At 47.2% G+C, this 20,572-nt stretch carries 17 protein-coding genes; 9 read left to right on the top strand and 8 right to left on the bottom strand.

The window, feature by feature from the left end; genetic code table 11:
* Window positions 1-40: 40 nt before the first annotated feature.
* Window positions 41-1,741 carry a methyl-accepting chemotaxis protein gene (locus NYE45_RS07125; protein WP_340016160.1) on the bottom strand — a complete coding sequence of 567 codons (1,701 nt, stop codon included), beginning with the start codon at window positions 1,739-1,741 and terminating at the stop codon, window positions 41-43.
* Window positions 1,742-2,089: 348 nt separating this feature from the next.
* On the opposite strand from NYE45_RS07125, the gene NYE45_RS07130 reads away from it, so the two are divergent.
* The 3 genes from NYE45_RS07130 to NYE45_RS07140 all read left to right on the top strand — a co-directional run bounded on the left by NYE45_RS07130 (window position 2,090) and on the right by NYE45_RS07140 (window position 5,108).
* Complete coding sequence (locus NYE45_RS07130) at window positions 2,090-3,487, top strand: L-cystine transporter (RefSeq protein WP_062833171.1); 1,398 nt, start codon at window positions 2,090-2,092, stop codon at window positions 3,485-3,487.
* A 374-nt stretch (window positions 3,488-3,861) separates the two neighbouring features.
* Window positions 3,862-4,545 (top strand): queuosine precursor transporter, encoded by a 684-nt coding sequence (locus tag NYE45_RS07135; RefSeq protein ID WP_145146500.1) that lies wholly within the window; start codon window positions 3,862-3,864, stop codon window positions 4,543-4,545.
* Window positions 4,546-4,754: 209 nt separating this feature from the next.
* Entirely contained in the window at window positions 4,755-5,108 is a 354-nt protein-coding gene (locus NYE45_RS07140) for a hypothetical protein (RefSeq protein WP_340016161.1), read from the top strand.
* A gap of 139 nt (window positions 5,109-5,247) precedes the next feature.
* On the opposite strand, the gene NYE45_RS07145 is transcribed toward NYE45_RS07140, so the two are convergent.
* Window positions 5,248-6,336: a Xaa-Pro peptidase family protein gene (locus NYE45_RS07145; RefSeq protein WP_340016162.1), complete on the bottom strand. Its 1,089-nt coding sequence runs from the start codon at window positions 6,334-6,336 to the stop codon at window positions 5,248-5,250.
* A gap of 217 nt (window positions 6,337-6,553) precedes the next feature.
* Between NYE45_RS07145 and NYE45_RS07150 the strand changes: the two genes are divergently transcribed.
* Complete coding sequence (locus tag NYE45_RS07150; protein WP_340016163.1) at window positions 6,554-7,765, top strand: PQQ-dependent sugar dehydrogenase; 1,212 nt, start codon at window positions 6,554-6,556, stop codon at window positions 7,763-7,765.
* Window positions 7,766-8,387: 622 nt separating this feature from the next.
* On the opposite strand, the gene NYE45_RS07155 is transcribed toward NYE45_RS07150, so the two are convergent.
* Together NYE45_RS07155 and NYE45_RS07160 are read right to left on the bottom strand one after the other, a co-directional pair.
* On the bottom strand, window positions 8,388-9,122 hold the full coding sequence (locus NYE45_RS07155; protein ID WP_340016164.1) for an MBL fold metallo-hydrolase: 735 nt from the start codon (window positions 9,120-9,122) through the stop codon (window positions 8,388-8,390).
* Between the two features lie 56 nt (window positions 9,123-9,178).
* Window positions 9,179-9,721, bottom strand: coding sequence for a hypothetical protein (locus NYE45_RS07160; protein WP_340016165.1), 543 nt, complete (start codon window positions 9,719-9,721; stop codon window positions 9,179-9,181).
* 104 nt (window positions 9,722-9,825) lie between these two features.
* On the opposite strand from NYE45_RS07160, the gene NYE45_RS07165 reads away from it, so the two are divergent.
* On the top strand, window positions 9,826-10,689 hold the full coding sequence (locus tag NYE45_RS07165) for an SDR family oxidoreductase (protein WP_340016166.1): 864 nt from the start codon (window positions 9,826-9,828) through the stop codon (window positions 10,687-10,689).
* 42 nt (window positions 10,690-10,731) lie between these two features.
* Here NYE45_RS07165 and thrS read toward each other — a convergent pair whose 3' ends face one another.
* The 3 genes from thrS to NYE45_RS07180 form a co-directional block, all read right to left on the bottom strand.
* Window positions 10,732-12,732, bottom strand: a complete 2,001-nt coding sequence (gene thrS / locus NYE45_RS07170; protein WP_340016167.1) for a threonine--tRNA ligase — start codon at window positions 12,730-12,732, stop codon at window positions 10,732-10,734.
* Window positions 12,733-13,204: 472 nt separating this feature from the next.
* A complete protein-coding gene (locus NYE45_RS07175; RefSeq protein WP_340016168.1) occupies window positions 13,205-14,965 on the bottom strand; it encodes a HAMP domain-containing sensor histidine kinase in 1,761 nt (586 codons plus the stop codon).
* On the bottom strand, window positions 14,962-15,723 hold the full coding sequence (locus NYE45_RS07180) for a response regulator transcription factor (RefSeq protein ID WP_340016169.1): 762 nt from the start codon (window positions 15,721-15,723) through the stop codon (window positions 14,962-14,964). The genes NYE45_RS07175 and NYE45_RS07180 overlap by 4 nt, the downstream gene beginning before the upstream one ends.
* A 220-nt stretch (window positions 15,724-15,943) precedes the next feature.
* On the opposite strand from NYE45_RS07180, the gene NYE45_RS07185 reads away from it, so the two are divergent.
* Window positions 15,944-17,044, top strand: a complete 1,101-nt coding sequence (locus NYE45_RS07185) for a peptidoglycan DD-metalloendopeptidase family protein (protein ID WP_340016170.1) — start codon at window positions 15,944-15,946, stop codon at window positions 17,042-17,044.
* Window positions 17,045-17,380: 336 nt separating this feature from the next.
* Window positions 17,381-17,884, top strand: coding sequence for an N-acetyltransferase family protein (locus tag NYE45_RS07190; protein WP_340016171.1), 504 nt, complete (start codon window positions 17,381-17,383; stop codon window positions 17,882-17,884).
* Window positions 17,885-17,997: 113 nt separating this feature from the next.
* On the opposite strand, the gene NYE45_RS07195 is transcribed toward NYE45_RS07190, so the two are convergent.
* A complete protein-coding gene (locus NYE45_RS07195; protein WP_340016172.1) occupies window positions 17,998-18,489 on the bottom strand; it encodes a DinB family protein in 492 nt (163 codons plus the stop codon).
* Between the two features lie 285 nt (window positions 18,490-18,774).
* Between NYE45_RS07195 and NYE45_RS07200 the strand changes: the two genes are divergently transcribed.
* Window positions 18,775-19,194 (top strand): hypothetical protein, encoded by a 420-nt coding sequence (locus NYE45_RS07200; protein ID WP_340016173.1) that lies wholly within the window; start codon window positions 18,775-18,777, stop codon window positions 19,192-19,194.
* Window positions 19,191-20,480 (top strand): ammonium transporter, encoded by a 1,290-nt coding sequence (locus tag NYE45_RS07205; RefSeq protein WP_340016174.1) that lies wholly within the window; start codon window positions 19,191-19,193, stop codon window positions 20,478-20,480. The genes NYE45_RS07200 and NYE45_RS07205 overlap by 4 nt, the downstream gene beginning before the upstream one ends.
* Window positions 20,481-20,572: the final 92 nt, after the last annotated feature.

Raw genomic sequence — 20,572 nt, forward strand, 5'->3', positions numbered from 1 at the left:
GGCGTTTAAAACAGAGATTGATAGGTTAATGGTTAACCTGTTAGTTTATTTTGAAATTCTTCATGGCGGATTGCAGCTCTACAGCTTGTTCATGCAGATGCCGTACCGTATTCGAATGTGAATCCATCTCGCTGAGCTGAAGATCTGCTGTTGAAGCAATCTGTAGCATACTCTCACGGGATTTGGACGTAATCTGTGCCGTTTCTTCGACAGACGCACTCACTTCTTCTGCACCAGCGGATACTTGCTCTGTAGAAGCAGAGACAGTCTGGATGGTCAGATTGACGTTCTGGATCAGTTCATTCAGTTGTTGGAAAGCTGAACCTGCCTGTTGAACGACAGTTGTGCCTGAACCAATCTCTTTGGTTACACGATTCATGGCTTCAACCGAGCGTTCAGCGTCTTCACGAATGGTGCCCAGATAATCCGAAATTTCCTCAGTGGCTGTCTTGGATTGCTCGGCCAGTTTGCGAACTTCTCCGGCAACGACAGCGAATCCGCGCCCGTGCTCACCGGCACGCGCTGCTTCAATGGAGGCGTTGAGTGACAGCATGTTAATCTGTTTGGTGATTTCAAAAATGGAAGCAACAATGGTGCCGATGGCTACCGAACGTTCATTCATGGTCTCAACATACCGCAACGATTCGTTTGCTGTCTGACCTACACGTTCCATCTGCTCAACGGCATTCTGAGCCAGTCGGTTACCATTAACCGCCTCATTGGCTGCTTCGCCAATTTGCTCAGACACTTCAGCAGAAGAAGAAGCGATATGCATGATACCCTGCGTAATTTCTTCCATGGCTCTGGCGTTCTCGGATGCACTGGAGGCGATACTGATGCTGCCTTTTTCTGCATCTTCTGCGGAGCGGCTGGAGTTTCGAACCATACCAGACATCGATTCAACCCGCTGAAGCAGGTCGTTGGAGCCTGACACAACTTCATCGGATGTGGACAAGGCACGGCTAATCATTTCTTTCAGGTTATGCGTCATCGTTTGGAAGCTTGCGGCAAGCTGGGCAATTTCATCTTTGCCATTAATCTGGAGTTCGGCGGTCAGATCACCTTGAGATATTTGCTTGCTATGTTGGACGAGCTTGATGATTGGTTTAGTTACTCTTTTGATCATACTAGTAGAGATAAGCCAGCCGAGCACGAAGACTAATGCTGTAATTCCAAGACATAACCAGAAGACTTGGGTAATCTTGTCTTGAATGAACTGAGCGTCCATGCTTACAGCCATAATCATGTTACTTCCTGCGATTGGCATAAAGGCTGCTTTATGTACACCAAAGGAATCGGAGTAGACCTCACTGATTACCATTTCTTTGTTCTCGATCGCTACAGTCATTGTGGGTTCTACACTAATCTCATCCTGGGCTTTCATGCCTGAGGAAGAGTTGGCAACCACCACTTTGGCTGATCCATCTTGAATGGCAACAATGTATGCGGCATCCAGATTGTGCTCTTTTGCTTTGTCGGCCAGATACGATTCTACGGTCATTGCAGCACCTTCAGAACCGGCTCCGCCACTCTGTACCTGTAGAATTTTGGATGCAGAGGTATTCTTGTATATATCCTGAATGGACGTGTTAAGGACTTTGTCAAACTGCGGGAGCACGTAACTTTGAATAATATTCATCGATACGGCATAAAAACTGATACTGAACAACAGGGAAGCAACCAGCAGAACGAGGAACAGGGTGCCTCTGATTTTACCGGCAACGGTGCGATTACGAAACATATGATCATCCTTTCACGTCATGTTCACTAACATTGTCGCTTTTCCGTAATCATAAGACCTATCTACCAATGAAGAAAGACCTAAATTATACGTTGAGAAAACTTGGGAATAAGCGGATATACCTATATTACAAAATTAACCGGAGGTTGAATAGAACAATTTTCACGATTTGGTGTATTTTTTTCAGAAATAGATGAATCTGTTACATGCATATTACATAATATCAATTAATACCTACCAGAATAGTTTGTTATATGGTATATTGTAAAATGTCTTGTTGGTCGTATAAAAAATAGAAGAGAAAATCGGATAAGTTCCGGTTACACATGTTGAGGAGGATTTATAGTAATGGATACTTTTCTAGTCATTTTGAATGTAGTGATCATGCTGGCATTTCTGGGTGTGCTCTACTGGATGCAGAAGAAACACATTTCCTTTACGAAACGCGTATTTGCGGGTTTGGGTATGGGGGTTGTATACGGTGTAATTCTTCAACTGGTCTACGCGTCTGGCTCTGATGTCATCACGAAGTCAGTCGATTGGTTCAATCTGGTTGGTTCAGGATATGTTCGTTTGTTACAAATGGTCGTGATTCCATTGATTATGGTATCGATCATCTCAGCCATCATGAATCTGAAAGGCAAGCAAAACCTCGGTAAGATGAGTGTTTCGATTATTGCGATCCTGTTGATCACAACGGCGATTGCCGCAGGGGTCAGCATTGTAACGAGCCTCAGCTTCAACCTGACTTCGATTGAGATCGAGGGTGGAGATCGGGAGCTTGCACAAGGACAACGTATGGAGGAACGTCTTGTTGATGTACAGGATCAGACGATTCCACAGCAAGTGCTGGAATTCATTCCTTCGAATCCATTTGCGGATATGACAGGAGAACGTCGTACATCTACACTTGCGGTTGTTATTTTCTCCGCTTTCATCGGTGTGGCTGTACTTGGATTGGATCGCAAAAAACCACAGCAGGCGGAAACATTCCGAGGCATGGTTAATGCGGTCTATGCGGTAGTTATGCGGATTGTAACGTTAGTACTTCGATTGACGCCATACGGTATCTTGGCCCTGATTACGAAGGTAACGGCGACCACGAATCCAGACGAGATTCTGAAGCTGATCAAATTCGTTGTCGCATCCTATGTAGCGTTGCTCGTTATGTTCATCATTCACTTGATTATCATTGCGCTGTCTGGCTTCAACCCACTGACGTATCTGAAAAAGGTTCTGCCAACACTGGTATTTGCCTTTACGTCCCGTTCAAGTGCGGCAGCCATTCCGCTGAATGTAGAGACACAGACGAAGAAATTGGGCGTATCGGACGGGATTGCGAACCTGTCTGCAAGCTTTGGTGCTACAATTGGACAAAACGGCTGCGCCGGGATCTATCCGGCCATGCTGGCGGTGATGATTGCTCCAACGGTCGGCATCGATCCGCTGAGCTGGGACTTCATTGTGACTTTGATCCTCGTAGTTATGATCAGTTCGTTTGGTGTCGCTGGAGTAGGCGGCGGGGCAACCTTCGCTTCCCTGATCGTATTGTCCACCATGAACCTGCCAGTAGCTTTGGCAGGATTGCTGATCTCCGTTGAACCGCTGATCGACATGGGTCGTACAGCATTGAACGTGAACGGGTCCATGACTTCAGGACTTGTTACCAGCAAAATTTTGAAAGAAAATGATCAAGACACATTCAATGATCAGAGCCGTGAACTGGATTCAGCTGTTCAGGCGTAATACAGAATGGACTTGGTAGAGGCTCATATAAGAGCCAAAGCCATCTGCAGTTCAAACAAGTAAAGCCGCCCTTCGGAGAAATCCGGAAGGCGGTTTTTTTTGGCTGCAAATGCATTTTGCTGTGCATGGTATGCGAAGGCTTCTCCTTTTTAATACATGGGCCAAGATGCGTGGAGGTAGGAAAAACCGAGTATGGTCGAGAGGGACATAGGCGGAATATAGTAGAGATCGTAGTCTTCCAATCGGACTTGGGCTTATTTAGTGCTGTTCAAGGGACGGGAAATATGATAGAGTATTCATGTTTTGGCCCTGAGCCAAACCGCGGTTCGTAACCATCCCGCGTAATCAAAACTAGGAAGGCAGTGTATGTATTTATGTTTAACTTAGGGTGGGGAGCGGTATTCGTTCTCGTAACTTATGGATTTTTCCTGTTGTGTTACCGCTTGTTCGGTAAAAAAGGTCTCTATGCCTGGATTGGTGTGGCTACGGTTATAGCCAACATTCAGGTGACCAAAACGATAGATATTATGGGAATCGTACTGACGTTAGGCAACACGATGTATGTCAGCATGTATCTGACCAGTGACCTTCTCAATGAGAAGTATGGATCGGGTGAAGCGCGGAAGGCCGTATGGTTCGGATTTTTCACGTTGATCATGACGACGGTTCTGATGCAGATGGTGTTGTTCTTTGATCCGGCACCGACGGACTTTGCACAGGATTCGATGAAAACATTGTTCGGTCTGCTGCCACGTCTGGCACTTGGAAGTCTGACTGCTTATTTCATCAGTCAGTTCCTGGATGTGCGACTGTTCAGCTGGTTACGCAAGGTAGCACCTGGACGTAATCAATTGTGGATTCGTACCAATGGTAGTTCGATCATTAGCTCATTTGTAGATACACTGGTATTCTGCACGATCGCTTTTGCGTTCATCTACCCTTGGGATATCTGGTTGGAAATCTTCCTGACCACGTATGTCATCAAATTCGTACTGACTGCGGTTGGAACGCCGTTTCTGTATGCTGCACGTAGCTTTAAGTTTAAGGATGAAGCCTAGACCATATTCAAAGAGTATCCCTTAAAATCCCCCTCTGCACAGTCAATTGTAATTCGGACTCTGCAAGGGGATTTTTTATAGAAAACACATTTCCCCGAAACAAGAAAAATCCTTTTTACATTTTTATGAAAAAGTTATAATATAAGCGACCTGTCGTTATGAGCGTGTATCTTTAGCCAACGATGATTTCATACAAAGGGGAATCGCACATGTACTCTACACTGCGTTATACACTGGAAAGCAATGGCACAACCTACGAAAATGATAACATTAATGCCTCGTTATTGGTGGAGTTGATCACCAATCTGGAATTGCAGGAATACGTAGTACTTGGACCTTCGGAGCTGGTGGAGGGAAGTATGTATATGCAGGCTGCTGCGCTTGAGGAACCAGGGCAGATGGTGGCGGAGATTCGTTTGCAGGAAGGTGAGGACGGTTTCCGGCATTACAGCTACAGCACGGCAGATACGACTGTGATTATTCAATGGTTTCTAGATTACTGGGGGAAGCAACAGCTGCCACAGCTGGAATCCTGGCATGATATCACGCATGAGTTTGATTAACGGTAAATGAGTGAGCAGGAATAAGATCACGTAGAATGCAGACGGAGTAATGTAGGATATGCTTCGTATTAATTAAAATCCCGCAACCCATGATATTATGGGTTTGCGGGATTTTGTTTTTGACATAGATCCAATTGGATTAGTCGGTAAGGATTTGCAGCTCTTTAGGATATGTTGTCAGAACTTCGACACCCGTCTCGGTTACAATTACATCATCCTCGATACGAACGCCGCCTGCTGCGGTATATATGCCCGGTTCAATCGTGAATACGGTACCTTCATTCAGGATGTCCATGTTTTCTCCATGAAGGGAAGGATACTCATGCACGTCGATACCCAATCCGTGGCCTACTCTGTGCATGAAGCGCTCGCCATATCCCGCTTCTTCCGTGACCTGGCGTGCTGCACGATCCACTTCGGCGCAGGTGATGCCTGGCTTGACCACTTGGATGGCTGCTTCGTTCGCTGCGAGCACGGTGTTATAGATGGTTTTGAGTTCGGGTGAGATGTCACCAAAGGCGAATGTGCGTGTGATATCCGAGGCATATCCTCCAGCATAGACACCCATGTCGAACATCAACAGGTCACCATGTTGCAGTTTCCGTTCACCCGGTGTACCGTGTGGCAGACCAGTTTTGGGTCCCGTGAGCACCATGGTATCAAAGGAAGGGCCATCAGCACCCAGTTTCTTCATCTGATACTCCATCTCGGCGACAAGCTCGATCTCGGTTACGCCTGTGCGAACATGAGAGAGGCCTTGACGCAAAGTTTCTTCAATTAGATGAATGGCGTGACGAATGCGGGTTACTTCATCAGGTGTTTTTTTCACACGCAATGTGCGAAGTAAGGGGCCAACATCTTCAAAGCTGGCACCACCTAGCGCGGCGGTTAATTGCTCATAACGTGAGACGGTCACGTATTCTTTTTCGAGACCTACTCGGCCCAGACGGCCCTGATAACGTTCAAACAAAGCGTACGGATTATCCGTATCCGTGTGAGTGGCAATGTTGGATACCGAGGAAGCGGCTGCGGCGGCTTCAGCGTCGAGCGCAGGTACAATCAATAATGGTTCTTCGCCACGTGCGAGAACCAGACCAAGGAAACGTTCATGCGGATTGCTCGCAAAGCCAGTTAAATAGTAGATATGTTTCGGATCTGTGATCAGCATGGCGTCCAATCCTTGCCCGGACAGATCGGCTTCAAGACGAGATAAAGGGTTTTGATTCATGAGTGTATATGTCCACCTTTCCATTCATACTATCCTTCTATTATAAAAGATTATGGTGGAATTCCAAACTGCAGTGATTTCATGGCTCTCGATTCCCTTGAATTCGCCGTTTAAGTGGCTGGTATGAAGGGTAATACAGGGCGAAACCGCTTTACAGAATAATAATAGCACCACAACTATAGAGAATAAAAAACGATATGCGAAGGGAGATGTAATCATGAATAATCGAGTAACCGTTCCGCTGTATGCTTCATTATTAAGTGTGGCACTGTTAACAGCATCATGCTCTTCGGGCGATCCCTCTTCAGGAGGAGTGGAGCAGACGTCTCAGGGGCAGGGAACAGGTCAGGGACAGACAGCCAATGGAGGCAATGGTAGTGCGAGTGGAAACGAGAGTGGAGCGCAGGGAGAGGCGGTTATTCCGTATCAGGCTTCCGTTCTGGTTGAAGGACTGAATGCACCATGGGACATTGTGAGTGTGCCTGATGGTCGGATGTTTGTAACGGAGCGCCCTGGTGCAATTCGCATCATTGAGGATGGAAAACTTGCCCCTGAACCACTCATTGAATTCTCAGCTCCGTTTAATGAAGAAGGCGAAGGAGGCCTGTTGGGTCTTGCAGCAGATCCGGACTTTGAGGAGAATGGTTACTTGTATGCGTACCACTCCTATCTGGAAGGCGACGATATTGCCAATCGGGTGTTACGCCTCAAGGTGAATGGTGGCAAAGCCGTCATAGATCAAGAGTTACTTGGTAACATTCCAGGCGGAACGAATCATAATGGTGGGCGGATCAAGATCGGCCCAGACAAGCTGCTTTATATCACGACAGGTGAGCGCTATGAACCGGAACTGTCACAGGACGAAGATAGCCTTGGGGGTAAAATATTGCGGATTGGTCTCGATGGATCGATCCCTGCAGACAACCCATGGCCGAATTCGCCTGTATATAGTATGGGACACCGGAACGCACAGGGGCTGGCCTGGAACCCGGACAACGGTTATCTCTATTCGACTGAACATGGTCAGCGGAATCATGATGAGATTAACCGGATTGTGGCTGGTGAGAATTATGGCTGGCCCGAGGTGGAGGGAGACGACGATGACAACGGCGCATATCAGGCTCCGCTCGCACACAGTGGGAATGACACATGGGCTCCGTCCGGTGTAGCTTTTGTTGAAGAAGGACCATGGGCCGGATCGCTGATTGCTGCGAATCTGCGTGGAGAGCAATTGCTGAAGGTTACTCTTTCGGAAGATGGCACACAGGTGGAGAAGGTGGAACCGATCTTCGAAGATGAATGGGGTCGAATTCGTAATGTGAGTGCTGGTGAGGACGGGAATTTATATGTGCTTACTAACAATCGGGATGGACGAGGATCACCACGAGATGGGGATGACAAGCTGATAGTGCTTACTCCGGAGAGTTAAGTAGTGAGTCAAGTGAGATGAATCGGTGTTGAAGGACGGCTCGAACCGAATTGGTTTCCCCGTATGGTAGTGGATGGAGATAAGTTTAGAACTAACGGATTCCGCTTAACTTGAGTTTAAGTCCTGAATCGCGCTCTATTCTTTTTCTAACGAACCTGACACACCTTATATGAACGTTTAGAGGTCGATGAAGAATGTAATGAACCCAGCCACGTTATATCACCAAAATTCACTTGAAACCTGCGGAAAAACCAGTGAAACTCGTGAATAAGATTTCTGGAGTTCGTTAGAAAATCTTAATGCTCAAAATATAGCATATAGCGTGTCTCGGATTCGTTAGAGGATACTGTGGACATGTCGTGGTGCAATAGAAGATAGTGTGCACATACCGTGCGCAGTATAGGATAGCGTACGCACATCAGTGCAGAAGTAGAAATAGATGGATAATAATTAAAGGAGCTGTCCCCGTCAAGTTCATGACATTTGGGACAGCTCCTTGATTGTAATGTATGTGTCATCCTAATCTTGAATGAGCTACAACGCGAAGTGCCGTACTAAAAGAAACAGCGTTAATAGAATGCTTGTGTCATTCCAAAAAGACTCACAAGTCCGCGTTCTTTACTTACTCTGCGCTTTCCCCTGCCAGTGCGGCAATGCGTTGAGCCGGATCATTCGTGTACTCTCCACCGTGATAACAGAGAACCTTATTGAGCTTAAGGTCGGTCAGTTTCTTCAGGCTTCGCAGCGCTTCAGGCATGTCCGGTGTTGCGGGTGGCGCAGGACCAACCAGTTCATCATCGACCACACGAAGTTCATCGGCAGCGAGCAAGAACTGCTGCTCCCCGAAATACAAGCAGATATGACCTGGCGTATGTCCCGGTGTATGAATGACCCGTGTACCGCCTTGAAGGGGTAATAAGTCTCCGTCTGTCAGAGTTCTGCTAATGTTCACTTCAGGCAGTTGCAAGAGCAGTTGGTCTGCCAAAGCCAGAACAGGAGCAGGTAGCAGAGCACGACGTTCAGGCGTGAACTTGATCAAAGGTTTCTCACCGGTTACATACGGGATTTCATCGGCATGTGCCCAGATCTCTAGGTCGGGAATAGCATCCAGAAGAGCGCCTAGGTTACCGATATGATCGATGTCCTGATGGGTAATAATCACACGTTTGACGTCCGAGAGCTGAACGCCCTCTTGTTCCAATGCGGATTGAAGTTCGGCAAATTGTCCAATCATGCCCGTATCCACCAAGGTAACGCCATCTTCGTCACGAAGCATGACGGGAAATATGGGGCTGTTCCCGGAAGGTGTGGGAATCTGGAGATTTAGCACAGTAATCGAAGTTGTTGGATGGCTCATGGTTATCCGGACCGTAGTCCGGTACACCTCCTTTTCTTTTTTAGCGATGATCGTTGTTATTCAGGGCGATTGTATTTTAAATGTTTTCTATATTTTTTTACCGTATGGAGTAGTGCTTCAAACGTTTCTTCTTCATTACTACCATCCTTAACGATGGACACAAACGAGAAGTTATCATGAACGAGCTTGTTTCTCGTCTGAAACACCAGACTGAGGGCCTCAGCAAAATGTTCCTTTTCGGATTCCAGGGTAATGAATTCTTTACTCAATTCGGCCTGAATAATCTCCATATTGGAGCGTGCACGGTAGGCAGGAGTTTTCATCAGCTGGGTCGAATTAAACTTTTTCTGATATACGTCTCTGTACAGTTGATGTAACATTTGTTCAGTAATGGCACATAGTTCGATGACCAGTGAAGCATATCTTCGGTTTTTGCGTTTTCGGGTGAGCTCACGTGTTTCTTCATGGTCCAATATACCGTATTTTTCATACAGCGTAGAGTCATCTTTCTGCAAGATCTCCTGATATTCCTGTTCGAGTAGTGCGACTTCAAGTTTGGCTTGTTTTTTAACTTTTTTAAAATCTTCTTTTGTCAGCATACTTGTCCTCCCATGGAAACCGAGATGTGATCCTATCATTATCTCATATTGTCCGTCGTTGCGCCTCTAATTTCGGAACCTCAGGTTCAGAAGGGAAGTACCTCATGTCCAATCAGACAGCAATTGTAACAGGAGCCAACTCAGGTATGGGGTTGGCAACCACCATTGAACTTGCAAGACAAGGATATCACGTAATCATGGCATGCCGCAGTGAGAAGCGCGGACAGGAGGCTCTTCAGGAAGCTGTGCGTCAGTCCGGCTCTTCTGCGATTGAATTGATGCTGTGTGACCTGGGGTCACTCGAAAGTATACGCCAGTTTGCCCGCGCATTCCGCGAGCGTCATGATCGCCTTGACGTTCTGGTTAATAATGCGGGGGTAGTGATGGTCAAGCGGAAGGAAACCTCAGATGGGTTCGAACAAAGTATCGGTATTAACCATCTGGGGCATTTCCTGCTGACCTTACTTTTGATAGAACCTCTGAAAGCTGCGAAGCAGGGACGGGTGGTGAACGTTTCGTCAGGTGCGTACAAGGCTGGTAAAATTCACTTCGAAGATCCACATCTGCATAAAGGTTATAATCCGATCAAAAGCTACGCCCAATCCAAATTGGCTAACGTGCTGTTCACTCGTGTATTGGCCCGCAAAATGTCGGGTACGTCTGTGACGGTGAACTGTCTCCACCCTGGTGCGGTGGGAACGAGTATTGGCGTAGATCGCAATACCGGATTCGGCACACGCATTATGGCTTTTGTAGGCAAGCTTCCATTCTTTCTGTCCCCAGCAGAAGGGGCGAGAACGGCTGTTTATCTGGCCACAAGCCCTGAAGTTGTCGGAATCACCGGGCGTTACTACTATCAACAGAAAGAACAGCAGCTGAAGAAACATGCCGTAGATGATGCTTCAGCTGAGCGTTTCTGGACCTGGAGCGAAGAACAGGTGGGGCTAAAGCCTGACGAGAAGTTGTAATTTAACGCAAGCGATTGACTATAGAGTAGAGCCGCTAATTTTTTAGACTTTTGCCTTCACCGCTTGTTGGATCATTTCAATAAAAGCTTCAATACGTTGAATGCCTTGATCTCCCTGACCGTATGCACGGACAGAGGCGGATGAGGCATTTTTCTCATTCTCCCCAAGTACGAGTGAATAAGGCACTTTTTCCATCTGGGCTTCACGGATTTTGTACCCGAGCTTCTCACTGCGTAGATCTGTTTCTACCCGAATGCCCGCAGCCCGGAGCTGACTCTGTACTTGGAGCGCATAGTCGGCGTAATGATCTGATACAGGCAGCAGCTTCACTTGCACAGGTGCGAGCCAGAGTGGGAACGCTCCTGCATAGTGCTCAGTCAGGATGCCGATGAAACGATCGATGGAACCGTATATGGCACGGTGGATTACGACCGGACGGTGTTTCAGGCTATCCTCGCCAATGTAAGTGAGGTCGAATTTCTCCGGCATTTGAAAATCAAGCTGGATTGTTCCGCACTGCCAGCTGCGCTTCAGCGCATCGAGGATATGAAAGTCAATTTTCGGTCCATAAAAGGCACCGTCTCCTTCGTTAATGCGATATTCCACGCCTCGACGATCCAGTACATTTTGCAATGCACGTTCCGCCTGATCCCACAGCTCTTCTGATCCCATGGAATCTTCCGGACGAGTGGACAACTCAATCTTATATTCGAATCCAAAGATATCGTACATACGTCCGATCAGTGAGATCGCCTGATTGATCTCGTCCTCGATCTGCTCTGGCATGACATAGAGATGGGCATCATCCTGGCAGAATGTCCGCACACGCATCATGCCGTTCAGGGCACCTGAGAATTCATGACGGTGAACCTGACCAAATTCCATCATGCGAATCGGTAATTCTCGATAGGAATGGAGTGTATTTTTGAAGATCAGCATGTGCCCGGGACAATTCATCGGTTTCAGTGCAAAAGTCGCATCGTCCACTTCCGAGAAATACATATTGTCCTTGTAATGCTCCCAGTGGCCGGATTGCTCCCACAGCCGGTTGTTCATCATAAGAGGAGTCCGAACCTCCTGATACCCTTCCTGCAATTGCAGCTCACGGGAGAATTGCTCCAGTTCAGTACGAACAGTCATACCTTTGGGCAGATAGAAGGGCATGCCGGGAGCTTCCTCGGAGAACATGAACAGTTCAAGCTCTTTACCAAGTTTACGATGATCCCGTTTCTTCGCTTCTTCGAGCATGTGCAGATGTTCATCCAGCTGGGCTTTGTTCGGGAAAGCAGTGCCGTAAATGCGTTGCAGCATCTTATTATCCGAGTTCCCCCGCCAGTACGCACCAGCGACATTCAGCAGTTTGAACGCTTTGATCCGACCAGTGGATGGAAGATGGGGACCACGACACAGATCGAAGAACTCTCCTTGATCATAGATCGAAAGCTCAGCGTCCTCTGGCAAATCCCGAATGAGTTCAAGCTTGTATGGGTCTTGGATTTCTCCAAAGATGCGGAGGGCTTCCTCCCGGCTCACCACCCGGCGACTGATCTTTTCATTTTCCTGAATGATTTTGTTCATTTCCCGCTCAATGCCAGCCAGATCACTGATGGATAAGGCATGCTCCAGATCAACATCGTAATAAAAACCGTCTTCGATTACGGGTCCAATGCCCAGTTTCACTTGTTCCGCACCGTAGATGCGTTTGAGCGCCTGTGCCAGCACATGTGCTGCGCTGTGACGATAACGATACAGACCTTCCGCGCTATCCAAAGTAACGATGACGAGTTCGCAATTTTGCTCAAGCACCCAATCAAGATCGACATTCTGACCATCTACAATACCGCCAATGGCCTGTTTTCCAAGACTTGTGCTGATGGATGAGGCGACCGCCCCTACAGTGATGCCTGCTTCGTAAGAACGTACCGCGCCACCTTGCAGACGGACCTCAATGGAATGACTGGATTGTTGCAGATCATTTGCTTGGCTGTTTATTTCGTTACCTGATTTGTTGCTTGCTGAGTTACTGTTTTCTTGTTTGCTCATGTGAACCACTCTCCATTTCTTAAAATGAAAGCGCAAAAAACACCCGTCCCGGAAAAGGGACGAGTGCGCTTGGCTCGTGGTTCCACCCTAATTTGGTTATGGTGCACCCTGATCTCGACCAGCCGTCGTGAACAGGAAACAACATAACCCTCATTGGAATCCGTTATCGGGGATCAGACGGTGGACTCTACTGGCAGCATGCCGAACATCGGAGGGACGTCCGAAATGCTGAGGTTCGAGGTCACGGCTGCAGAGGGGTAATTCCGGTCCGTTCGCTGAAGAAGGTTTCACCAATCCCCTCTCTCTCTGGGCAGCACGCAAACGAAATCATGTCTCTGGTCATCGCCAAATATGTTAGATCAACTCATTAAAATTATCCTGAAATGTGTTGCATTCAATATCAATATATTGGAACAGGTGTTATTGAGTGTCGATTATATAGACTGAAAATGGAAAGGTCAAGCGGAACATTTTAATTGGTTTCGGATGGGTCATCCCATATTAAGCGAATGATCGTTCCTTCACCAGGCGTGGACTGTACCTCAATACGGCCTTTCATGGCTTCAATCAACCCTTTGGTTACGGCCATGCCCAGGCCTGATCCAACATCCGACGTGCCTGTATCTGTACCGCGATAGTATCGTTCAAATAACTTCCATACCGTCTCAGGATCCATACCTCTTCCGTTATCGGCAAATTGAATGCTGAACTCATCTGCCTGTTTACCTGAATGAACACTGACGATTAGGGTGGACTCGGGCGGATTATGGAGAAGGGCATTAGCGGTCAGATTATCCACGATTCGTTCAAACGATGGTATATGGACAAGCCCATATACAGGCACTTCGGAAGGTTGGAACAGGATGCGACCTTCGCCATATGCAGGATTCCGTTCCGCGCGCTGGATCAGATCATGAAGTAACGCATTTACGTCAGTTTCTTCCGTTACAGGTTGATATCCTCCACTACGTAATCGATAGGTCATGGCAAGGTCATTGACAAGCCTGTCCATATACATGGACTTATCAAGCATTATGCCTGCGAATTCCCTGACTTCTTCCTCTGTCCAGCTATACTTATCTGCCTCAAGCATATGGGCATAACCCTGGATGGAGGATAGGGGCGTCTTCAGATCATGTGTTATGCCGGCGATCCATTCCTCCCGTAAAGAATCCGTCTGTTTCCGAAGTTCTTCATCTTGCTTCAAAGTGTGAGACAGGGCCTGCATGGAGCGAAGCACTTCAGCATACACGTTGTATTTTCGCTTCCACTTTCCGTTACGACGCTGACTGCGAGGCACTCCAAAGGCTTCGGTAGGTTCCTCGTAATGTCCTCGTTCCAGACGCTGTAACCATTGGAGCATATGCAGCATGGGCGAGCCGAATCGATTGGCATACCAGAAGGCAAGCAAGATGAGCAGAATGATGATGGACACAATCAATACAACCAATGCCGGTTCCAGAATAAAACGGTAGGGATTCTGATCACCGCTCGCTGCTGGATCACCAGGGATGCTAATCAGCCAAGTGGTTTCATTCTGTTCGTCGTACCACGTGGCAATAGACTTCCCTGATCGACTTGGATAGCGAATTTGCAGAACCAATTCCTGAATGCTGTATTCGCTTGGTACACCCACAGTTGGTTTGTTAAAGGAGGAGAGTTCGCGTCCCGACGCATCCAATACTTGAAGATAGGCATTGGCAGCGCGAAGGGCTTCCTGTTGGCCCGGTTGAAGATTAAACTTCCCGTTGGTGAGAGTGAGATCCGAACGAATGTTATTCATTAAGGATTTGGCAGGGTTACTCTCGCCATACAACAAAGTGAAATTCTTCCCGTTCTTCTCCCGGATGAGCATGACAATCTGATAAGGGAAGGGCTTTTGATTTTCCCAGTATGCAATCAATTCCCCCGGTTTATAGTGAGTAGGGACATCGGCGGGAGTGCGGTAGTCATCAATGGCGTAGCCTTGTTCATCCAGCACTTGGAGCCAGCCTTGATATTTATCTACTTGCTTCAGCAATTCGGGGTCATACCGGATCGTATTATCCGGCAGGATCTCTGCTGTATTAATCAATTGGTCCAGACCGTTAAGGGCAAAATCATCGACCAGATTCACTTCATTTACCTTTTGCACGACCCAGTAGGTGGCTACAGACCCAAGCAGGATGATAAGAACGACTGCACCAGCAAGCATCCCGATAAACCGGGTCATTAACCTGCGACGAATACTCATGGACGTGACACATGTTCCGGCTGAATCAGTTTGTAACCCAGACCCCGAACATTGACGAGAAACACTGGATTGGAAGGATCGGCTTCAATGCGCTCCCGAATACGGTGAATATGCACCATAACGGTATTGTCATCACTAATGGCTTCAGAGCCCCAGACTCGCTCATATAGATCTGATTTGGTGAAAATGCGATTGGGATGTTTGCAGAAAAAGAGCAGCAGTTGGAACACGAGTGCCGGACAGGATACGGATTCTCCTTCAACCCGAAGCTCACCAGCCCATTCCAGCACCTGGAATCGTCCAAAGTCGTACACGCCTTCCGATGTGCTGAGAGATGACGTATTTACGTTAGTTGAGGCGTGGTCCGAGATCACTGCGGTTTTAGAAGGTAAATAACGCTTCAGTAATGATTTAATTCGAGCAACGACTTCCAACGGATTAAAGGGTTTAGCAACATAATCGTCGCCGCCGACGGCGAACCCGGTTAATTTGTCATAATCGGTTGTTTTGGCCGTCAGAAACAGGATGGGAGCATCGGTGACCTGGCGTAGGAAAGGACAGATTTCCAGTCCACTTTTGCCAGGAAGCATGATGTCGAGCACGATGCAATGGTACGTTTTGTTGTTGCAGGCCTCTATGGCAGCTTCGCCTGTTGTAACGGTATCAATATCAAGAAACTGCTCTTTGAGCAGAACGGTTTTGAGCATATGCAGAATAGCCTGTTCATCATCCACAAGCAGTAATGAGACGTTATCCATAGTTTAAAAATGACCTCCTGAGACTTCCGTTGTGTTTATTGCTAATCATACCATCCAAGAGGGCTGTATAGCGTATGAGCTATCTTAACGGAATCTTAATTATGCAGCGTCAGAAGGCATGGCAAGTTTAACTACATGTAAGATGGGGTTAGACGAAGGATAAGACTCATTCTGTACACTTAACTGGAACGTATAACGATTAACTGAAGGGATGTTGAGAATGAATAGAGAAGGTCATGTGAAATCAGAACAAAATACACATTCGAAATTACAGAATAGAAGAGGTTGGAAGGTGCTTGCGATTACCCTTGGAGCTTGTGTGATATTGTCTGCTTGCGGCAACAGCAACTCGATTACTTCCGACGAGGCGGAGCAACAGTCAGCCGAACAAACGTCCAATAATGAAGCGAGCGAGAACTCCAATCAGGAGCAGAACTCAAGTTCAGAGGTGAGCACGATGGTTACACCAGACAATTTCATAGATACGTTGATGAACGGTTCAAAGGATGCAATCTATAGTCAGTTTTCTCCGGAATTGAAGGGAACGTTAACGTTGGAACAATTCAAGGAAGCTGCTAACCAGTTTCTGGAGGGTGTGGAATCTTGGGAGCTAGTGGTAGATGCCGAAATGAATCAAATAACCGAGCATAGCTGGAAGGATCAAACTGGAACGAAAGGTGTTCAAGTTTATTTTTCTGAAGAAAATCAGATTGAGGGTCTCTTAATTCAGCCGCTGGAAGCTTATGAGGACACGGATGCCAAATTCACCAAAACAGAGTTCCAATTCCCCATGAAGGGGGAATGGTATGTATTCTGGGGAGGCAATGATGTGTTGTCCAACTATCATTATGCGCATGAAACCCAGCGCTACGCCCTGGATATTATTCGTACACAGAATAATTCAAGTTATCAAGGTGAGGCAACGGCAAACGAAAACTACTATGCTTTTGGTGAACCACTCTATGCTGCTGCGGACGGAACAGTCGTCGAAATCAAAAACGATATTCAGGACAATGTACCGGGTGTTATGAATCCGGAAGAGCCGGCGGGTAACTATGTAGTCATCGATCATGGAAATGGTGAATACAGCATCACAGGACATATCAAGGAAGGCAGTGTTTCGGTCAAAAAAGGAGATAAGCTCAAGCAGGGAGACCCTATCGGTGAGCTTGGAAATTCGGGGAACTCCAGTGAAGCCCATCTGCATTTCCAGGTATCGGACGGCCCGGATCTGTTCACATCTCATTCCATTAACATTCGTTGGGCAGACCAGAGCCAACAAATTACTCGTGGGAACACAATTCAAGGACTTCCAGAGTAATGCTATATATAAGTTAAAGCATTGAATTTACACTGGACCACTACGCGGTCAGAACCATCTTCCGATCGCTGTTATCCCCAGATTTTATTGATTCCCTTATATAAAGGGGAAAATCCGGGGATAAAGGCGCAGTGTATGCTTCCGAAGTAACTTTCTTGCAGAAAGCTTTTAGCTTCGCTTCTTCTGATTGGTTCTGTCCTCTCCGTTATCGTGTAAATATTTACTTAAACATATACAGATTTCTCTGTCAGAATGTTAGAGGTGACGAAAACTTCGCTTCTCCGTTATAATATCCTCTATGATAATAGTACGATCTGGAATGATGGAGGAGTAGCGATGAAGCTGGAAGATGTGCAGATTGAATATGCGCGCCTGGAGGACTTGCCGAGGATTGTGGAAATTTATAATTCCACCATTGAGAGCCGCATGGTGACAGCGGATTTGGAGCCGGTGACGGTGGAGCAACGTGTTCCGTGGTTCGAGGAACATTCACCGGATCATCGTCCGCTTTGGGTGATGAAGCAGGCAGGACAGGTAGTAGCTTGGGCAAGTCTCAGCTCGTTCTATGGACGCCCTGCGTATAATGGAACGGTGGAAGTTAGTGTATACGTGGATCAGCAATGCCGCGGGATTGGGGCTGGCGGACGTTTGCTCGAAACTGTATTTGCGGCGTGTCCTGCGCTTGGAATTACGACGATTCTCGGATTTGTCTTTGGTCATAATGAACCGAGTCTGGGGTTATTGCGCAAGCATGGTTTTGAACAGTGGGGGTATTATCCCGAAGTGGCTGTGCTGGATGGTGTGAATAGAGATTTGGCGATTTTGGGCAGAAAAATATAAGTGCTATGCTTATTTGTGAGATAAGAACGCTGAAAACCTCCAACCTAAATTAATAGGATTGGAGGTTTTTTGTCGTACATATATTCGTCGCTATGTGAAAGTGGAGGTTGGGTTTATACGCCAAGCTGATGCTTAATTCCTTGAATCTGTCCCAGATGGCGTTCCTCATGATAACTTGCAAAGTCAATCCATTGGGTAAGATCCATCTCACCGAATACGGGATGAGAAAAGGACTTGCTGCGTAGCAGGTCAGGGTCATGGTCCAATGCAAAGTTGTTTAGCGCTTGGTGGGATTCGTCCAGATCACTGCGTACGTCTGTGAGTGCTTCGGGCGCTGCTGGAGGCTGAAGATGGGGCGGTGCCTCAATGGAGCGGCTACGGTCCAATGTTAGTTCATAAGGTTTTTTGTCCACAGATACAGTTTGTTCCTTCTCCAGCGCAAGACGCGCTTGTTTCCCAATGACATGTTCCATCAGATTCAGATGACGCAGTACTTGCATGATACTCCATTGTTCGGGTGAAGGTTTTCGGTTCAGTTGTTCTTCTTCGAGTCCCGAGACGCTTTCCCAGATTTGGTTGCGTATATCGTCATTGCGAGTAAACATCGTGCAATCCTCTCCTTATATGGGTTCTATGATGCTAATAGTCTGTGTATGTCCATTACCCAAAATGTGGATGCTTATTCTATAAGCATAAAGAATGAGATGGGTAAATGCGAACAGTAGGCATGATTAACCTTGTTAGATGTAATTTGTGCAAAATAAAAAAAGCCGTTCTCCATGAACGGTTTATTTCAATAATTGCCAAGTCCAAAAAAAGATTGACGGGCAGACCCCGGCAAACTATAATCGGTAACAAGTAACTTGATATGTGAGGAGTCCTGACATGATATGTTAGTAATCGATGAGGTGTATCACCATACAGCATTGCAAATATCATCGTCCGATTTATTGTACCTTATCGAACGACTGAAGGTCAAAAAAGAAAGTGAGATCCAAACGCTCAAGCAGAAGATCGAACAGTTCGAACAAAAGCGTCGAGCGGAAGAGGTCGCTTATCAATCGTTGTCAACCGTACGCAAATGGTTCGCGGGACGCCCCGCATCCCATCATCAGGCGGTGGAATATATGGTTCAGGTGAAGGAACGTTTTCGCAAGATGGAACAGATTCGCAGACGCATACGTGAATTGGATCAGATCGCAGAACGAATTAAGCATCCGGACAGCATTGAGCGGGACGAGATTGAGCTTGCGCCCGATACAATCCGTGAACTCAGACAGCTTAGTGAAACGGAGGATGTACAAGCATGACTTTGGAGACGTTGAGCACCGGGATCGATACGGTCTGGGTCGTACTGAGTGCAGCGATGATTTTATTGATGGAGGGTGGATTCGCCCTGCTTGAGGCTGGCTTTGTGCGTTATAAAAATAGTGTGAACATTATTATGAAGGTTTTTGCTGATATTACGATCGGAACGTTGCTGTTCTATGCGATCGGTTTTGGACTGATGTATGGTTCGGACGTTGGCGGTTTTGCCGGAGTAACGGGCTTTTTCCTGAACGGGGATTTGTCACATCTGGATGTACCGGTATCTCTTGAGACATTCTGGTTGTTCCAGGCTGCCTTTACCATTGCCGTTATTTCCATCGTTTCAGGAGCAGTGGCAGAGCGGATCAACTTCCGTGCTTACCTCCTGTATATCATATTGATGACGGCGATCATCTATCCGATTGGTGGACACTGGGCATGGGGCGGCGGCTGGCTTAGTCAGCTGGGGATGCAGGACTTTGCCGGTTCGGCTGTCATCCATGCATTAGGGGGATTCTCAGCACTGGCTGCTGCAATTATCATTGGTCCGCGTAAAGGAAAGTACACGCCACTTGGCGTAAGTGCCATTGCGCTTCCGAGTAATCTGCCGCTCGCATCTGTAGGTGCATTTCTGTTATGGTTCGGCTGGTTTGGCTTTAATGCCGGCAGTACGCTGAGTGCGACGGATGTAAGAATCGGTCACATTGCGATTGTTACGATGTTATCTGCGGCTTCGGGTGGTGCGGTTACGTTACTGTACACCTTGTTCCGCTTCAATCGCTCGGATGCGCCATCGGTTATTAACGGTTCACTTGCGGGACTGGTCGGAATTACGGCAGGATGTGCTTTTGTTGGCGATGTAGCAGCCATATTCATTGGGGCAGTATCCGGTTTATTGATGATGGCTGCCACCAACTGGCTGGACCGTCGGCAGATTGATGATCCGGTCGGTGCATTCCCGGTGCATGCCGCATCGGGAATGTGGGGAACGATTGCTGTAGGTTTGTTTGCCACGGATGGTGGATTATTCATGGGCGGCGGCTGGAGGTTGCTGGGAGTTCAGGCACTTGGACTTACAGCTCTAGTCATCTGGGGATTCGCCATGACTTGGATCGGATTAAAGCTGATTGGCAAAATTGTACCTGTACGTTCGACGGAAGAAGAGGAAGACCTGGGTCTGGATATTAGCTATCATGGTGTGATGGCAGCCCACCAGGCCCATGAATTCCTGGATGGTGAGGAGCATGTGCGTGCTTACCAGGAAAAGTCTTCTGATCCAAATCGTTAAATGGAATATAGGATAAGGAAGTAGACTGACAAGGAGTGTCAGTCTCTTTTTTCTATATAAATTGAACTACATATTTACACGAGAACGTAGAG

Source organism: Paenibacillus sp. FSL K6-1318 (assembly GCF_037976905.1).
Classification (GTDB): Bacteria; Bacillota; Bacilli; order Paenibacillales; family Paenibacillaceae; genus Paenibacillus; species Paenibacillus amylolyticus_A.